Origin of the sequence: Pseudoalteromonas sp. AS71, assembly GCF_038900275.1 — a bacterium.
Taxonomy (GTDB): domain Bacteria; phylum Pseudomonadota; class Gammaproteobacteria; order Enterobacterales; family Alteromonadaceae; genus Pseudoalteromonas.
In genome coordinates this window covers 1-17,021 of record NZ_JBBMQZ010000040.1, presented here as the reverse complement: position 1 = coordinate 17,021, position 17,021 = coordinate 1, and the positions used below count along the sequence as shown (strand labels likewise).

Genomic DNA, 17,021 nt, shown 5'->3' with positions numbered 1-17,021 from the left:
ACATAGATAGTTTAATTGATGAAGCAGCAGTTGATACTGCAGATGATTCATTAGTTGAGGAAAGTGACGACTTTGATTTAGACGACATAGATAGCTTAATTGATGAGGCAGCGGTTGATACAGCAAATGATTCATTAGTTGAGGAAAGTGACGACTTTGATTTAGACGACATAGATAGCTTAATTGATGAGGCCGCAGCTGATACTGCAGATGACTTGTTAGTTGAGGAAAGTGACGACTTTGATTTAGACGATATAGATAGCTTAATTGATGAGGCCGCGGTTGATACTGCAAATGATTTATTAGTTGAGGAAAGTGACGACTTTGATTTAGACAATATAGATAACCTAATTGACGATGAACTAAAAAATTCAGATGTAAGAGATTCAGAAATTGATAATGCATTGGCAGACTCAGTTGAGGATTTAGCAGATGCTCAAGAAGAATTAAATGTTGATAATATTGAGTCGCTTGCTTCATCATTAAATGAAGAGCCCGAGCTTGCAGAAGAGCCTGAGCTTAACGATGAGCCAGAGCTTGTAGAAGAACCTGAACTTAACGATGAGCCTGAGCTTGTAGAAGAGCCTGAGCTTGTAGAAGAGCCTGAGCTTGTAGAAGAACCTAAACTTGCAGAAGAGCCTGAACTTGAAGAAGAACCAGAGCTTGAAGAAAAGCCTGAGCTTAACGATGAGCCTGAGCTTGAAGAAGAGCCAGAGCTTGTAGAAGAACCAGAGCTTGTAGATGAACCAGAGCTTATAGAAGAACCAGAACTTGTAGAAGAGCCAGAGCCTATAGAAGAACCAGAGCTTGTAGAAGAACCAGATCTTGAAGAAGAGCCTGAGCTTTTAGAAGAACCAGAGCTTTTAGAAGAACCAGAGCTTGAAGAAGAGCCTGAACTTTTAGAAGAGCCTGAGCTTATAGGTATTACCGTAGATGATTTTTCAGACACATCAGAGTCGCTTCTTGATCCTGAAGATGCACTTGAAGAATATACAGATGATACTTTAAAGAGCGTTGATGAGCTTTTAAATGAGCTACAGCAAACTACAGATGATGACTATTTAGAAACACCTGATTGGTCTTTAGACGAGCTTGATGATGACCTTGAAGAAATAGAAGTAGACCTTGGTGACGATCCGCTAGCAGGCGACGATGACTCAGATATTACAAGTACTGAAGATCAGCTTGATAGCGAGCTTGTAACGCCAAGTGAAGAACTCGATGAGTATCCTGAACTTGAATTAGACGACGCTCAACCATTATTAGAGAGTGAGCCTTCGTTTGAGTCGCAAGAGCTCAAAGGAGATGCATCGGGTGATGAAAATGCAGTAGCACTTAGTCAAACAGAGAAAGATCTCGCTAATGCACTTATGGCAGATGGTGATTTAGATAGTTTAGAAGATGATTTTGATGATGAACTATTAATTGATAATGACTTCTCTGAATTAGAAACTGAGATTGAAGATGAGTCACTTGATGATGAATTACGTCAAAAAATTAATGATGAGGTTGATTCTGTTGAACCATCAAGTATAGAAGATGACACCAAACCTCTTAACCTTGATGAAGTTCAAGAAACACTAGAAAGTGAGTTGCCATTTACCCCCGAAGAATTACAAGGTGATGATTTAGACGGTGAGGCGCAGGGAGTCGCTTCCAGCCAAGCTGAGCAGGACTTATCAAATGCGCTTTCTGAAAATAATGATTTAGATAGTTTAGAAGACGATTTTGATGATGAAATTTTAATTGAAGACGATTTTTCTGACTTAGATGTTGAGTTTGACGAAGATATTTTAGAGCAAGCGCTAACTGATGAGTTATCAGACGAGCAGCAAGAGCAAACAAATGCAGAGCGCGAAGCACAGTTAACAAACTCAGATGAAGCAGGTAGCACTAATATTAGCTCTGACGATGAACTTGATGAAGAGTTTATGTCAAATTTGACGCAAACTGATTTTGATTCATTACTTAGTGAGTTAGCGGAGCCTGAAGAATTAAGTGCTGAGGATAGCAGTGAATTTGATGTCGACTTTGACAGCTTGCTAAAAGAAGAATTAGAGGAAGATGACTCATTAACTACAAAAGAGCCACTTGTTGAAAGTAGTGATATTGAGCAACTTGATAATGATGAATTTGTAGATATAGATTCATTATTAGAAGAAAGTGAAGAGGCTGAACTTGAACACGAACCTTACACCGACGTTAATATGGATGTCGGTTTGAGTGAGTTTGATGCATTACTTGCTGGTGATAACCCAACCGATGTTGATGCTGAAAGTGGTGGTTATTCAGCTAAACTAGATTTAGCGCGTGCTTATATTGAAATTGATGATTTTGATTCTGCGCTCAAGGTCATTGAGGATGTCATCAACAAAGGCCCAGAAGAAGTTCAAGAAGAGGCACTTAGTTTAAAAGCGAAACTAAAATAACAAATTGTTAAAAAAACCCTTAATTGGTTATTCTAATTAAGGGTTTTTTTATGGATGTTAGTTTAATTATAACAAGGGAAAGCAACGCATTAATGAAGCGGATTTTATAGTATGTAATTGTTATAAAAGAATAATTTACATCGTAATTATTAAGTTATTTGATTCATTAAAATGCTCATGTTTTTAATAAAAAGGGTATTACCGCACACCTCCTTTTATTGCGTCGAGAGATAGCATAAAATGCCGTGTTCATTAGCACAGTAGGTAAAGCAGTAATTATGCGAGTAGCACTTGGAGTTGAATACAACGGCGTACGCTATAGTGGGTGGCAACGTCAATCACATGTTAATAGCGTACAACAAGAAGTAGAAAAGGCATTGTCGCGTATTTGTAATCACCCAGTTGAAGTAGTATGTGCGGGGCGAACTGATGCGGGTGTGCACGGTACAGGTCAAATAATACATTTTGAAACTGAAGCTTCGCGTGACATGGTCGCATTTACAATGGGTATGAATACCTTATTGCCTAAAGATATTGCTATTCGCTTTGCACAACCAGTTGCTGTCGATTTTCATGCTCGTTTTAGTGCAACAGCTCGCCGATACCGCTATATTATTTATAACTCTCCTTTTCGAGGAGCGGTGTTAAACGAAGGGGTTACGCATTTTCATCACCCATTAGATGAAGTTAAAATGCAGGAAGCCTGTCAGTATTTGATCGGGACACACGATTTTACATCTTTTCGAGCGATCCATTGTCAAGCAAATACACCGACTCGCACTATTCATCATTTATCGGTACAGCGCCAAGGGTGTTACGTTATTATTGATATTAAGGCGAATGCGTTCTTACATCACATGGTACGTAATATAACGGGGAGCTTGATGGATATTGGCATACATAAGCAACAGCCCATTTGGTTGAAAGAATTACTTGATTGTAAAGAGCGTGCTAAAGCAAGTGCTACAGCTAAAGCTGCAGGTTTATACTTGGTTGATGTCGATTATCCTGAAGAGTTTAATATTCCTAAAATGCCTTTAGGTCCATTGTTTTTACCTGACGCTGAAATTTAGTTATGGTTGCCGTTAGTGTTTTTTATGAACACTTTTAACTACTAAGACCAGTTTTTTATACCGCGTTAGTGTAATTCATGTTTTAATTGAAAAAATTTGTCTGCTAATTGCTATTGGCAGGCTCGCGACACAGAACAGCATTAAGAGAGTTGCAAATGAGTTGGCTAGAAAAAATCTTACCTAAAACGACAAAATCATCAGGTCGTAAAGAAATCCCAGAAGGTGTTTGGGCTAAGTGTACATCGTGTGATTCAATTTTATATAAAGCTGAATTAGAAAAGTCATTAAACGTATGTCCTAAGTGTGACCACCACATGCGTGTTAGTGGCCGTAAGCGCCTAGAGCACTTTTTAGATGAAGGTGATCGTCAAGAGCTTGGTACACAACATGAGCCTAAAGACATTCTTAAGTTTAAAGATTCTAAAAAGTACTCTGACCGTATCAGTGCAGCGCAAAAAGCAAGTGGTGAAAAAGATGCACTTGTAGCTATAAAAGGCCGATTAAAAGGTATTCCGGTAGCAGCGGTAGCATTTGAGTTCTCGTTTATGGGGGGGTCAATGGCTTCTGTTGTTGGCGCTCGCTTTGTTGATGCTGTTGATCAATGTTTAGAGCATAACATGCCGCTTATTTGTTTTTCTGCATCAGGCGGAGCACGTATGCAAGAAGCGCTTATGTCGCTTATGCAAATGGCTAAAACAAGCGCTGCACTTGCAAAAATGACTGAAAAAGGTCTTCCATTTATTTCAGTAATGACCGATCCAACAATGGGTGGTGTATCGGCATCACTTGCTATGCTGGGTGATATTAACGTTGCTGAACCTAAAGCGTTAATTGGTTTTGCAGGTCCTCGTGTTATTGAACAAACTGTTCGCGAAACATTACCAGAAGGTTTTCAGCGTAGTGAATTTTTGCTAGAACATGGTGCAATTGACATGATTATTGATCGCCGTGAAATGCGCGATACCCTTGCACGCATTTTAGCTAAATTTATGAACTTGCCTTCTACGGAACAAGAGCATAGAGTAGCGTAAATTTCAGCTTTACTGATTACACGCTATGACAAAAACAATTCCTAGCCAATCATCAAGCCTTGATGATTGGCTTTTTTATTTAGAAAGTGTTCACCCAGCTAACATTGCAATGGGTTTAGAACGAGTTGCTAATGTTGCCAACACTATTGGCCTTTTAAACACCCCAAGTAAAATTATTCTTATTGCCGGTACAAACGGTAAGGGCACCACTGCACGCTGCTTAGAGTCGCTATTGCTAGCGCAGGGGTTTAGCGTGGGTACTTACGCATCTCCTCATTTAATTCGTTATAACGAGCGTGTACGAGTTAATGGCGAAGAACTGGCAGACCAATTCCATATAGATGCTTTTCACCAGCTTGAGCAAGGCCGTAAAGACACTCCTCTGACTTATTTTGAATACGGTACTTTGGGGGCGTTGGCAATTTTTAAACGCTGCAGCGTCGATTATGTATTACTAGAGGTGGGTCTAGGTGGGCGCTTTGATGCTACAAATATAGTAACTCCCTTTGCAAGCGTGATCACCACCATCGATTTAGATCATAAAGAGTACCTAGGTGATACACGAGAGTTAGTGGCTTATGATAAAGCCGGGATTTTTCGTGAAAATACGCCGGCTATTATAGGGGATTTAAATATTCCTCACACAATGACTGATTATGGCAAAGAGATTAATGCCAATATGACGTTGTCGGGCAGTGACTTTATTTTCAAAGAAAATGCTGAGAGCTTTAATTGGCAATATAAAGAACATAATCTTGAAATAGATAAGCCAGCAATACCGTGTCAAAATGCAGCAACGGCGTTAACTGCACTAAGTGTTTTAAGCTTATTACCTAGTGAGCAAGTCATACGAAGTTGCCTCGCTAATTTAGTTGTAGAAGGGCGGTTTCAGCAGTTAACTACTGAGCCTTTAGTCTTTACCGATGTAGCACATAACCCTGAGTCGGCACGTTATTTAGCCAATAAGTTATCAAGCTATAAAGATAAAGGCTTTAAAATTCATGCATTAGCCGCTATGCTTGCTGATAAAGATAAAGCAGGTGTACTTAAAGAAGTAAGTCACTTAGTCGATGAGTGGTCATTAGCTAGTTTAAGTGGCCCCCGAGGCGACACTGCAAGTAATTTACAAAATGCGCTGCAGGGTATATCTCATCATAATACTATCAATAGCTATGATAGTGTGGCACAGGCACTAAGTGTAATTTTACCAAAACAACAAAGTGATACTATGTTGATTGTATTTGGTTCATTTTTTACAGTGGCCGGCGCTATTAATTACTTTAAAAAATAGAGAGGATGTCGGTGAACTCAAGTTTTATTAATCGCTTAGTCGGAACAAGTATAGTAGTGATCGCAGCAATTGTGTTTATCCCTAATATACTCGATGGCGAAAAAGTGCATTATAAAGAAGGCTTTAAAGCGATTCCTGATAGCCCTGAGTTCAAAACAATCGATCTTCAAGAGTCAATTGATGAAAACATGGCTAATGCTGAACCACTAAAACAAGATGAAATTGAAGATATTCAAGCTGATGATGAAGCTTTTGAGCAGCAAAATGCTATGGATGAGAGTGACTACGCTGTAGAGAATAAAGTTGTTGAAGCGACTATTGAACCTAAAGCTACACCAATTACAAAAGCGCCTGTTCAAGCTAAACCAAAACCTATTGCGCCTCGTAAAAGTGATGAAAACCTAACAAGTATGGCTTACGTTATTCAATTAGGTAGTTTTTCACATGTTGCAAATGTAAAAGCATTACAGGCTAAATTAAAAGTTGAAGGGTTTAAAACGTTTACTAAACCGATTAAAACCCCAAATGGGACGTTAACCAAGGTATTTGTTGGTCCTTCGCTTGATAAAAATGAATTACAAAAGCAGCTTCCCCAGCTGAAAGAGCTTACTAAATTGAATGGTAAAGTTACGCAATACGAAGTTACAAAATAATTATAAAGAGGCTTGTATCACAAGCCTTTTTTATTTATTTATATTTGTTTTTATCATTATCTTTATCTCATAATACCCATTCTATAATGTTAATTTTTTGTATTGACTACAACCCAGTAATCTCCCGTTTAAACTTGCATACTAACGATGTTTGGGTATAGAATGCGCCCCAAATTAGCGACTAATTGGTTCTTATGATCTGGGTTGATTACGCCATTATTGGCATCATTGCATTGTCTACCATCATCGGTTTAATACGCGGCTTTGTAAAAGAAGCAATGTCATTAGCGGTATGGGCTGGCGCCTTTATCATCTCTAGCTTATTTTACCAATATTTAGCTTCCTTCCTAACAACCATTTCTGAACCCCTTTTAAGAAATGCTGCGGCCATAGCCATATTATTCTTTGCGACGCTACTGTTAGGCGGTTTACTAAACTATATTTTAGGTGAGCTTGTACATCGTACTGGTTTATCGGGTACCGACCGTGTTTTTGGCATAGTGTTTGGTGCTCTACGAGGCGTGTTGGTCGTGAGCGCGTTACTCTTCTTTCTTGATGCTTTTACTGGTGCACCCAATACGCACTGGTGGGGCAATTCTATTTTGATTCCAGAATTTGGCTTTGTAGTTGAATGGTTCTTTTCGTACCTAGAAAACAACTCGAGCTTTTTAAATTCAGTAAACCGTTAATCGGCGAGGATAAATTACATGTGTGGTATCGTTGGAATAGTCGGAACATCCCCTGTGAATCAGGCGATTTATGATGGCTTAACTGTTTTGCAGCACCGTGGTCAAGATGCCGCGGGTATCATTACCATTGAGAATAATACGTTTAGCTTACGCAAAGCAAATGGCCTTGTGAAAGATGCCTTTCACACCCGTCATATGAAACGACTCCAAGGTACAATTGGCCTTGGCCATGTGCGTTATCCTACAGCAGGATCTTCAAGCTCATCTGAAGCACAACCTTTTTATGTTAACTCACCGTTTGGTATAGCGCTTGCCCATAATGGCAACCTTACTAATGCAGAAGCTTTAAAAGAGCAGTTATTCTCAGAAGCACGTCGTCACGTTAATACAACGTCAGACTCTGAAATTTTACTTAATATCATGGCACATGAATTAAGTAAGTCTGATAAGTTGCATTTAGACCCTGAAGATATTTTTACAGCGGTAACCGAAGTAAACAATAAAGTAAGCGGTGGCTATGCAACGATTGCTATGATTATCGGCCATGGCATTGTTGCTTTTCGCGACCCTAATGGTATCCGCCCACTTGTATTTGGTAAACGCGAAACCGAAAAAGGTACTGAGTACATGTTTGCCTCAGAAAGCGTTGCGTTGAAACCGGATGGTTTTGAGTTTGTACGTGATGTTGCACCTGGTGAAGCTATATATGTTACAGAAGAGGGTGAATTCCATTCACTTAGTTGTGCTGATAAGGCATCTTACTCGCCGTGTATTTTTGAATTTGTTTATTTTGCTCGACCTGACTCAACAATAGACCGTATGTCTGTGTATGCAACACGTGTAAATATGGGGACTAAACTAGGCGAAAAAATTGCACGCGAATGGGCAGACAAAGATATTGATGTAGTTATCCCAATTCCAGAAACTTCATGTGATGTAGCGCTGGAAATTGCACGTGTACTTGATTTACCGTATCGCCAAGGTTTTGTTAAAAACCGTTATATTGGTCGTACATTTATCATGCCTGGTCAGGAAATGCGTAAAAAGTCAGTGCGTCAAAAGCTAAACGCAATTGATCGCGAATTTAAAGGCAAAAATGTATTATTGGTTGATGACTCAATTGTTCGTGGTACAACATCAGCACAAATTGTTGAAATGGCCCGAGAGTCTGGCGCTAAAAACGTTTACTTTGCATCAGCGGCACCTGAAATACGCTTCCCTAATGTGTACGGTATTGATATGCCTTCAGCAGCTGAGCTTATTGCTCACGGACGTGAAGTAGAAGATATTAATGCAAGCATAGGGTCTGACGGTTTAATCTTTCAATCGTTAAAAGATTTAATTGCAGCAGTTAGCCAAGAAAATCCTGAAATTACTAAATTTGAAACCTCAGTATTTGATGGCCAATATATTACTGGCGATATTGATCAAAACTATTTAAATCGAATTGATAAGCTACGTAACGATTCAGCAAAAAGTACCCGCGAAAGTGCGATGTCTTCAAGTTTAGAGATTCACAACCAAGACGAAAACGAAGCTGATTAATAATTAGTTAATAAAAAGTCGTTACATAAAAAAAGGAGCTAATTAGCTCCTTTTTTGCGAAGGAAAGAAAGGGAACATTTCTATCAAACACGACTCTTTTTTAGCTAAACTTTATTAAGTAAACATTGGAGTAACAATCCCATTTGTCCAAAGCATAGCTGTTACAGCTAAAATAATAACCAGTAATATTAATCCACACGTTACAACTGAGCTGGCATAAATAAAGCCACGCTCTTCTGGAATATGCATAAGTATTGGTACGCCGGTATAAAGTAAGTAGACCGAGTAAGCTAGTGCAATAATTCCAATACACACTACAAACCAAAGAACAGGCCAAAAGGCGGCAAGCGCCGACATAAACACAGGTGTTGCAGTATAAGCTGCAAGTTCAAGTGTTTGTGTAAATGTAGGCTTAGAACCAAATGTAACCGCCATCCAATGGGCTAAATACGCAACCTATTAGATGAAGGCTGAACTTTACATTACTTTCTAGACACCTATTAAGTTATTTAATAACTTAATAGGTGTCTAGGGTATTTTCAGATTAAATAACAGGTTTTAGATGTCTATGATAGACACTTTTTAAGTGGCGTAATAACCTTAATTAAATCATGGAATTAAAAGTGGTAAAGTTATATGATTTAAATTGATAAATTTGAATCGAGTTTTTTCATGGAAGAAATTAAATCATGCCACTCCTTAGCTAAAGATTCAGGCAACAAACTACGCTCTTATATTATTCCTATGTCTACAGGCGCAGAGATGTTTTTATTCTTGGTCTAAAAACCTGATGTTAGTAAATTTATATAACATGAAAAATGGTAATTACTTTATGTATTAATTGTATCTGTTACTACAGTAGTTATTTATCTATACGCATAGATGCGAAGGGGTTTTTGATTTAGCTAAATAACTTGAAAAACAACAGAAGATCAACAATGCCACTTAAATTAAAGCTATAAAAGGTTGAGATATAAACTTATTCATTTTGGATATCAGACTCTCGGTACTGGAATGTTATGTATCAGCATCTATTTAGCTTTGAATATATTTAAAGCTTAATTTTGGAGGAAGTATGAAAATTCAATTCTTGAAAGCATTTAATGGTGATTCAATAGTTATTTCTTTTGTAGACGAAAAATGTATTAATAGAAACATTTTAGTTGATGGCGGTACACGAAAAACGTACCAATTTAAAAATAAAAAAGGTAAACCCGAAGCTGGTGCCTTACAAATAGCTATTCAAGAGATACATGAGAATAATGAGAGCATTGATTTATTAATATTAACCCATGTTGATGATGATCATATAGGTGGCATCTTAAACTGGTTTGAGAAAGACCCCTTAGCTAAAGACTTAGTTAAAAAAGTTTGGTTTAACTCTGGTCGCTTAATTTTTGAAGATAAAGCTGTTGCTGAAATTATATCCAATCTTCAAGCTCTCAAAGACAGTAGTAGTTTGGATACAAGCATTAAGCAAGGAATAGCATTTGAAGACTATATTGAAATGCATGGAATATGGGACAGAAAACTAATTAAAAAAATAGAAAATAAAACTATATTACATGAACTTGGATTGAGCTTTACTATACTTTCTCCGGATGAAATTAAGCTTAAATCATTATTAAAAAAGTGGACTGATGAGGATAAAGATTTAGATACTGCAAAGTCAGATGATTATGATAAAACGATAAAGCAATTACTGCTTCAGGATCAATTTTCAGAAGATAAATCTACTCATAATGGTAGCTCAATTGCCTTTATTCTAAGCTTTAATGATAAAAACATGTTGTTTCTCGGCGACTCTCATCCTTTACTCTTAATAAAAAGCTTGAACGAACTAGGTTACAGTAAAGATAATCCTATTAAGGCAGAATTTATGAAGGTATCTCATCATGGTAGTAAAAGAAATACCAACTATGAGTTATTAGATTTGGTCGACACCTCTAAGTATATAATTAGCTCAAGTGGAGATATACACAAGCTCCCGCATAAACAATGTTTGGCGAGAATTATTAACCATAACAATACTGCTGAACTGTTATTCAATTACCCTTTGAATATTTTTTCTGAACAGGATATTTCTGACTTTCCGAACTTTAAATATTCAGAAATACAAACATTGGAATTTTAATGAACACTATAGACCAATTTAGGATTTTTTCGGTAATAGTTGGTGATGGTAGTGGTTGTTTATTTCAACCTACATCGGAAAGTTATACATATGTTTTAACCGCAAGACATGTTGTAGAGGGATCTAATATAACTCAAGTGCAAAGAGAGTTAATGGGTGAAAATGGAGCAATACAAATTGAGACAATGGATGTTATTGGTGAGCCGTATTATCATGAGAATGTAGATATAGACGCAGCAATTTTAAAAGTCTCTTTCATTAGTGAACTCCCTAAGCATTTAAGAATAGATAATCTTTTCAATAAGACAGAAGATTATTATTTATGTGGGTTTCCTGATGTTAGACGTGAAAATCTCTCTTCATATAGACACAATAAATTAACTATTCAGCATCGAACAGGTCATGGCTATGTTGAGGCTGAAATAAACCGTTCTGTTGACCACCGTGAAATTGTAGGGCAATCAGGTGGTGGAGTTTTAAAATTACTAAATGGTAGTTTTGCCATAGCCGCTATTCAAAAAAGAATGTCGGTATCTGATGATGTTGAATCTTTAAGTCGAATAGATTTAGTTCCATTGAAAGCATTCGATGAAATAATAGGTCAAAATATTGAAGAGCTTTCACTGTTATTTCCTCCCTTCATAAAATCATTCTCAAATTTGGTTTGTAAAACATACCTTCTGGCTCAATTTCCATTACAAGATAGTCGAGGGTTTCATTTACTAAAAGCTGATTTACATAGTATAGCTAATACGCTTTGTGCTGAATTTAGTCCTGAGAAGATAATGGACGGATACCCAACAAATTATTTATTAAGCCGACATGAAGATGAATTTAAAAATCATCAAAATTTATGGACAGCTTTATTGGAAATATTGACTTTAAACCAAATTCATAGCCAAAGAAGTTTAGTTCTTGATGATTTTCCAGAGATAAATAAAAAAAACAAATTGTTTTTTGGCACTGTTAAAAAGAATTGGACTGAGTTAATTAAAGATCTATGCGAAGCTGATCTATCAGAACTAGAAAGAGGAGGGAATGTTTTTGTTGCAACTCTAGGTGATGATGAACCAACACTAACGGTAGCTCCTTCTAGTCTTGTCATGAGCATATCTGAAGTTCCTCAAAGTATGATGTCAATTCACAGCACAGTACAAAACCTTGCACAAGATATAAAGTTTAAACACATTTATGATATTCAAAAAACAATTATTGAGAACCTCGAACTATTCATTGATGCCAATATGGGCAATATTAGGGAAAATATAATAAATGGCACAAGAAATATCATATAAAAAATCTAAATCAGAATTTTCAAATAAATTAAATTTGGATTATCAAATTGACGATATTATTATTGTTGAAACCCCATATATAGATAACATTTTTCTTTGCATTTTAAGTGTTAGCTCTGAGGCCAAGTTAAATGAACTGTGGGATATATTAAATAGTGTGATCTCTTCAGAGTTGAGTAAATATTTTAAAAATGATTTTCAAATGTGGAACTTTTATTTATTTTACCTTTGTAAGGAAGAAATAGGTGTAGAACTTAAATATAAAATTATTAACGATAAATTTTCGAGTAGAAAGGTTGTTATAGATAAGTTTGATAAAAAAATAGATAAGCAAGTGGTAGAAGGTATTATTGCTGAATATATTGTAGGAAGTGATATTTTTCTTGATGAAAAAGTTAAAACGCGGCCAGAGGAATCTTCATATTATTCAAAATCAAAAGTATTTAAAAATATTGAATCCATTTACCTGCAAGGTAATGAAAATTTAAATGACAAAGAACTACTCGAAATGACACTTTCAAAAATAATTTTGGAGATCAAGGATGAAGATTAAGAAAGTAGAAATACAATCTTTTCGTGTATATGACAATGTAAATCGTAGTACATTTGATTTTTTGACAGAGTTAAATGAAGTAGCTGATTTTGTATCAATTCATGCGCCAAATGGTTTTGGGAAAACATCTTTTTATGATGCTGTGGAGTGGGCTTTTACAAACAAAATTACTCGCTACGATAGAAGAAGAGGATTTAATTCTGATTTAGCAAAATCAGAAAGAGCAAATTCTACTGGTGATGATGGTAAAAGAAAGCATCAACTTATACTTAGGAATAAATTCTCAGATCTAGAAGAAGGCTTTGTTAATTTACACACTACTCTTGGTGATGTTCCGTATTCTAGACATATCCCTAAAGTAAAAAAAGGAGTACCTGATTACAAATTTGAAGCCCAAAAAATTGAAGAGGGAACTGAACATTTTCATGAAGTAATGTTAAGCCAAGAGTGGATAGATGCGTTTCTTAAAGAGGATGATGCTGAAATACGATATGAAAAGTTTGTATCATCATTTGGCGATGTTTCTCTAAACAAAAAGTATAATGCTGTGATTAACCTTATTAGCTTAAATAAGGCTAAAGTGAAGTTACTGAAAGGTGAATTAAAAGATCTTAGTGAAGATACCGAAGTTGAATATGATTCCAATTTACTTGTATTAATAAATGAAGAAATAGAAAAAATTAATGCCATGAATTGTAATTTTCCATTAATAACTCCTTCATTTTCTGAAGAAGATGATTACTTGCTTATTAATCTAATAAAAGACAAATTAGGCGAGCTTAGTAGTGAGATAAATAAAAATGAGGAAATACTCCATAAAATAAACTTGGTCAAATCAGGTTCATCTCAAGAAAAAATAGGGTTGAAGTCTTATTTTACTTTGAAAGATAAATTAGTGGAAAATAAACTTGAGTTAAAAAAATCAAATAGCCTTAAAGATTCTTTTAATGAACGTCTTGATAAGCAAGAAAAAATTAAAGAAATAAAAAACCTTGCCTCATTGAATCAACAACACATTTCTGAGTATGAGTCTTTAATTAAAATTGTCCCACAATATGATGTTATAGAAAGTAAAATTAAAAATATTAACTCGGAGTTATCAACAATAGATTATTCTAGAGTTGAAGCAAAAAACTCATTAGAAGATAAAAAAGATGAGCATAAAGAATTAACATCAAAGCTGCAAATTGAAAATTCAGCTTTAAATAAGTTACTTTCTAAGAAAAACTCTTCTCCTCAAGTATTCAGAAATATAGACGAAAATAATGAAAAAATTATAGCGTTAGGTGTAGCAATAAATGCGGATAAAAATTTATTACAAGCTAAGATAACGGATATAGAAACAGCAAAAAGTACAATTTTAAACATTGAAAATGCTATTAAAACGATTGAAAAAAATATCTATAGTCTAGAAGGAAATATTAACTTTGAAATTTATGGAGAAAGTATTTTAGTTATCGAAAATCAGGAAAATTCGCTTAAAGATATAAAAAAAAATATTGACAGTGTTAATAGTAAAATAAAAAAAATAGATTCGTTAAATAATGAACTGAAAGAATTGCTCGATCTAGGAGTGAAAGTTATCAATGGTTCTGAAATGTCTGAATGTCCATTATGTCAGAATCCTTATGAATCATATGCAGAGCTATCCAAGAAAGTATCAAATAACCCTCTATTAAAAGATGAGCTTGGAAAACTTGTCGAAGAGCGTTCCGAGCTTCAAAATAAATATGATTACCTTGCTAGCTTACTAGAAATAAGCAAGATCAAATTATTCAGACAGCTTAATGATCTTCTTAAAAATGAAACAACAACTCTTAATCGCGACAAGGCAACTTTGGGGAATTTGAAAGCTTCCTTAATGTCGAATCAAGTAAGTATAGAGCGATTAGAGTTAGAAAATGAAAAGCTAAAATTGACTGTTGATAACCTTAGCATGGATAAATATCTCCTCTCAGTTTCTAATAGAATATCAAGTCAGACCAAAGAGTTCGAAGGAGTGAAAGCATCTTTAAAACTTATAAATTCAAAAATAGTCGAAGATGAAGAAAGCCTTAAGTTATTTGAAATACAGCTCAGTAATGCAAAAGAGCGAATTGAACTGTTAAAAAAAGAGCTTGATTTTCAAAAGATTAAATCATTCAGTAATAAAGAAGCCTTATCTGATGAGGGAAATTATTTTAATACTCTACAAAAATTAGTCGCAGAAAAGAATCAAGACATGACTAAGTACAAAATAGAGGCTGATCAACTTAGTACTGATATAGATACACTCAGCAAAATACTACCAAGCTCTGATTTAGCCTACTATGCGAATAAAATTATTGAAATAGAGGTGATTATAAAAAATATACTAACTGAACTGACTAGATTTGAAATCTTTATTGAATCTAATTTTAATTTAAATATTAGCAGTAATGAAGTTGAACGAGCCGATCTAGAAAAATTCCTTGAAGAAAATATTGAAGTTTGTGTTTCTAAAATTGAAAGCATGAAAAACTTAAAGGGTGAGATAGAAAAGCTAGAAAGATATAAAACCAACGTAATTCCATTCTTAAAATCAGAAGAAAATAAAAAAGATAGAAGGAGGTTAGAAGCAGAGATTACATTGCTAGATAATAACGTTAATAAAGAATTAAGAAAAGAGAAAACCAGACTATCTAATTTCATTAATAAACAAATTGAGTCATTTTTTTATCAAAGGTTAATCAATTCATTGTATAAAAAAATAGACCCACACCCAAGATATAACGAAATTTCGTTTCAATGTGATTTTTCACAAGATAAGCCCAAGCTTAATGTCTTTGTTTCAAATGATTGTGATGACGATTCAATTGTACCTACTTTATATTTTAGTACGGCTCAACTTAACATTCTAAGTTTAAGTATTTTTCTTGCTAAAGCTTTAAACACTACTGATAACGAAGGTAAACCGATTGATTGCATCTTTATAGATGATCCAATCCAATCGATGGATAGCATTAATATACTATCAACTATTGATTTGTTTAGAAGTATTGTTACAAATATGGGGAAGCAAATTATTCTATCAACCCATGATGAAAGCTTTCAGAATTTGCTAAAGAAAAAAATGCCTGAAAAGTTGTTCAAATCAAAATTTATTGAGTTTGAAACATTCGGGAAATTGAAAGCAAGATAAAACTTGTTAATCTTAGGAGGTATTAAAAGTGAAAAGTTTTCTATCAGACGAGTTCAATATAGACCATTTTCCTCAATGGTTTTGTCCTACCTGTAAAATAGGAATTTTAGAAATAGGTGAAAAACCTGCGGATATTGAGCAGACCGCTGAGTCAGTAGGTTGGAAATGGCATCCTGAGTACTGCCATGAGTTTGTTGAGTACACCATAAATGCTGTTCTAAAATGTAATAATAAAAAATGTTGTGAAACTGTAATGTCAGTAGGGATTGGCCGTGTAGATGAATACCAAGAATATCTAGAAGGAGGTGACTGTCATCATGAATATGTTACTTTATTTCGTCCTTCATATTTTCAGCCTTCACTGAATATATTTAACGCTCCTGAAAATGTTCCTAAAAATATCGCTAAGATGCTAAATAAATCATTTGCCTTATTTTTCTGTGATAGTGACTCCTGTGGTAATCGAATTAGAGCATGTATTGAATTTTTGCTTGATGAATTGAAAATACCTAGAGTCCATAGAAATAAAGATGATAAAGAAATTAGATCAAGTCTACATTACCGTATTGAGCATCTACCTGAAAAGCATGAAAAAATAAAAGGGTTATTATTGGCTATTAAATGGCTAGGTAATGTTGGTTCTCACGGTAACGAAGGGCTAACAAAAAAAGTAACAATAGATGCGTATGAAATATTAAAATTGGTATTAGACATTGTATACAAACCCTCAGATGAAAATATTTTTGATTTGGCTCATAAGATTAATGAAGCTAAAGGGCTTGCTTAATTCATTCTTTTAAGTCTGATTACTTTCTTGGTAGAACTTTGGAATTAGAAAATATTCTATTTGTATTCTATCTATAAAAAGAAAGTATAGTAATAGAAGAGTTAAAGTTTCAAAAATAATAACCCCCATTGGGAACCTAAAATTAACAACTGGTTCAGTGAGTTTGTATATTACTGGCGATATTGATCAAAACTATTTAAACCGTATTGATGAGCTACGTAACGATTCAGCAAAAAGCACCCGCGAAAGTGCGATGTCTTCAAGTTTAGAAATACACAACCAAGACGAAAACGAAGCTGATTAATGTAGTGGCATAGTTAATTTGGCCACCCATTAAGAAAGAAATGTTATGCTGATAAGCATACAAATTTGGGTGAAAAA

Annotated in this window: 13 protein-coding genes and 1 pseudogene; 13 read left to right on the top strand and 1 reads right to left on the bottom strand. The window is 35.0% G+C overall.

What is annotated here, in order from left to right:
- The 7 genes from WNY98_RS20150 to purF all read left to right on the top strand — a co-directional run.
- A partial coding sequence (locus tag WNY98_RS20150; RefSeq protein ID WP_342878762.1) for a FimV/HubP family polar landmark protein occupies window positions 1-2,429 on the top strand: 2,429 nt, incomplete at its 5' end.
- 278 nt (window positions 2,430-2,707) lie between these two features.
- A complete protein-coding gene (truA, locus tag WNY98_RS20145; RefSeq protein WP_165724236.1) occupies window positions 2,708-3,502 on the top strand; it encodes a tRNA pseudouridine(38-40) synthase TruA in 795 nt (264 codons plus the stop codon).
- Window positions 3,503-3,657: 155 nt separating this feature from the next.
- Window positions 3,658-4,533, top strand: coding sequence for an acetyl-CoA carboxylase, carboxyltransferase subunit beta (gene accD, locus WNY98_RS20140; protein ID WP_077537383.1), 876 nt, complete (start codon window positions 3,658-3,660; stop codon window positions 4,531-4,533).
- Window positions 4,534-4,558: 25 nt separating this feature from the next.
- Window positions 4,559-5,824, top strand: a complete 1,266-nt coding sequence (gene folC, locus WNY98_RS20135; protein WP_342878761.1) for a bifunctional tetrahydrofolate synthase/dihydrofolate synthase — start codon at window positions 4,559-4,561, stop codon at window positions 5,822-5,824.
- A gap of 11 nt (window positions 5,825-5,835) precedes the next feature.
- A complete protein-coding gene (locus tag WNY98_RS20130; RefSeq protein WP_024600092.1) occupies window positions 5,836-6,477 on the top strand; it encodes an SPOR domain-containing protein in 642 nt (213 codons plus the stop codon).
- Window positions 6,478-6,671: 194 nt separating this feature from the next.
- Entirely contained in the window at window positions 6,672-7,166 is a 495-nt protein-coding gene (locus tag WNY98_RS20125) for a CvpA family protein (RefSeq protein WP_007376853.1), read from the top strand.
- Window positions 7,167-7,184: 18 nt separating this feature from the next.
- Window positions 7,185-8,711: an amidophosphoribosyltransferase gene (gene purF / locus WNY98_RS20120; protein WP_024600093.1), complete on the top strand. Its 1,527-nt coding sequence runs from the start codon at window positions 7,185-7,187 to the stop codon at window positions 8,709-8,711.
- Between the two features lie 114 nt (window positions 8,712-8,825).
- Here purF and WNY98_RS20115 read toward each other — a convergent pair.
- Window positions 8,826-9,167: pseudogene (locus WNY98_RS20115) on the bottom strand (Yip1 family protein); the annotation flags it as partial.
- 619 nt (window positions 9,168-9,786) lie between these two features.
- Here WNY98_RS20115 and WNY98_RS20110 point away from each other — a divergent pair.
- The 6 genes from WNY98_RS20110 to WNY98_RS20085 all read left to right on the top strand — a co-directional run bounded on the left by WNY98_RS20110 (window position 9,787) and on the right by WNY98_RS20085 (window position 16,944).
- Window positions 9,787-10,845: an MBL fold metallo-hydrolase gene (locus WNY98_RS20110; protein ID WP_165724237.1), complete on the top strand. Its 1,059-nt coding sequence runs from the start codon at window positions 9,787-9,789 to the stop codon at window positions 10,843-10,845.
- Entirely contained in the window at window positions 10,845-12,140 is a 1,296-nt protein-coding gene (locus tag WNY98_RS20105) for an ABC-three component system protein (RefSeq protein WP_165724239.1), read from the top strand. The genes WNY98_RS20110 and WNY98_RS20105 overlap by 1 nt, the downstream gene beginning before the upstream one ends.
- The gene (locus WNY98_RS20100; protein ID WP_165724241.1) at window positions 12,118-12,693 is read left to right on the top strand and encodes an ABC-three component system middle component 1; all 576 of its coding nucleotides are present in this window, start codon (window positions 12,118-12,120) and stop codon (window positions 12,691-12,693) included. The genes WNY98_RS20105 and WNY98_RS20100 overlap by 23 nt, the downstream gene beginning before the upstream one ends.
- Window positions 12,683-15,853 carry an AAA family ATPase gene (locus tag WNY98_RS20095; protein ID WP_165724243.1) on the top strand — a complete coding sequence of 1,057 codons (3,171 nt, stop codon included), beginning with the start codon at window positions 12,683-12,685 and terminating at the stop codon, window positions 15,851-15,853. Before WNY98_RS20100 ends, WNY98_RS20095 begins: the two co-directional genes overlap by 11 nt.
- A 28-nt stretch (window positions 15,854-15,881) precedes the next feature.
- Window positions 15,882-16,640 (top strand): DUF4145 domain-containing protein, encoded by a 759-nt coding sequence (locus WNY98_RS20090; protein ID WP_165724245.1) that lies wholly within the window; start codon window positions 15,882-15,884, stop codon window positions 16,638-16,640.
- Window positions 16,641-16,797: 157 nt separating this feature from the next.
- Window positions 16,798-16,944: a hypothetical protein gene (locus WNY98_RS20085; RefSeq protein ID WP_165724247.1), complete on the top strand. Its 147-nt coding sequence runs from the start codon at window positions 16,798-16,800 to the stop codon at window positions 16,942-16,944.
- Window positions 16,945-17,021: the final 77 nt, after the last annotated feature.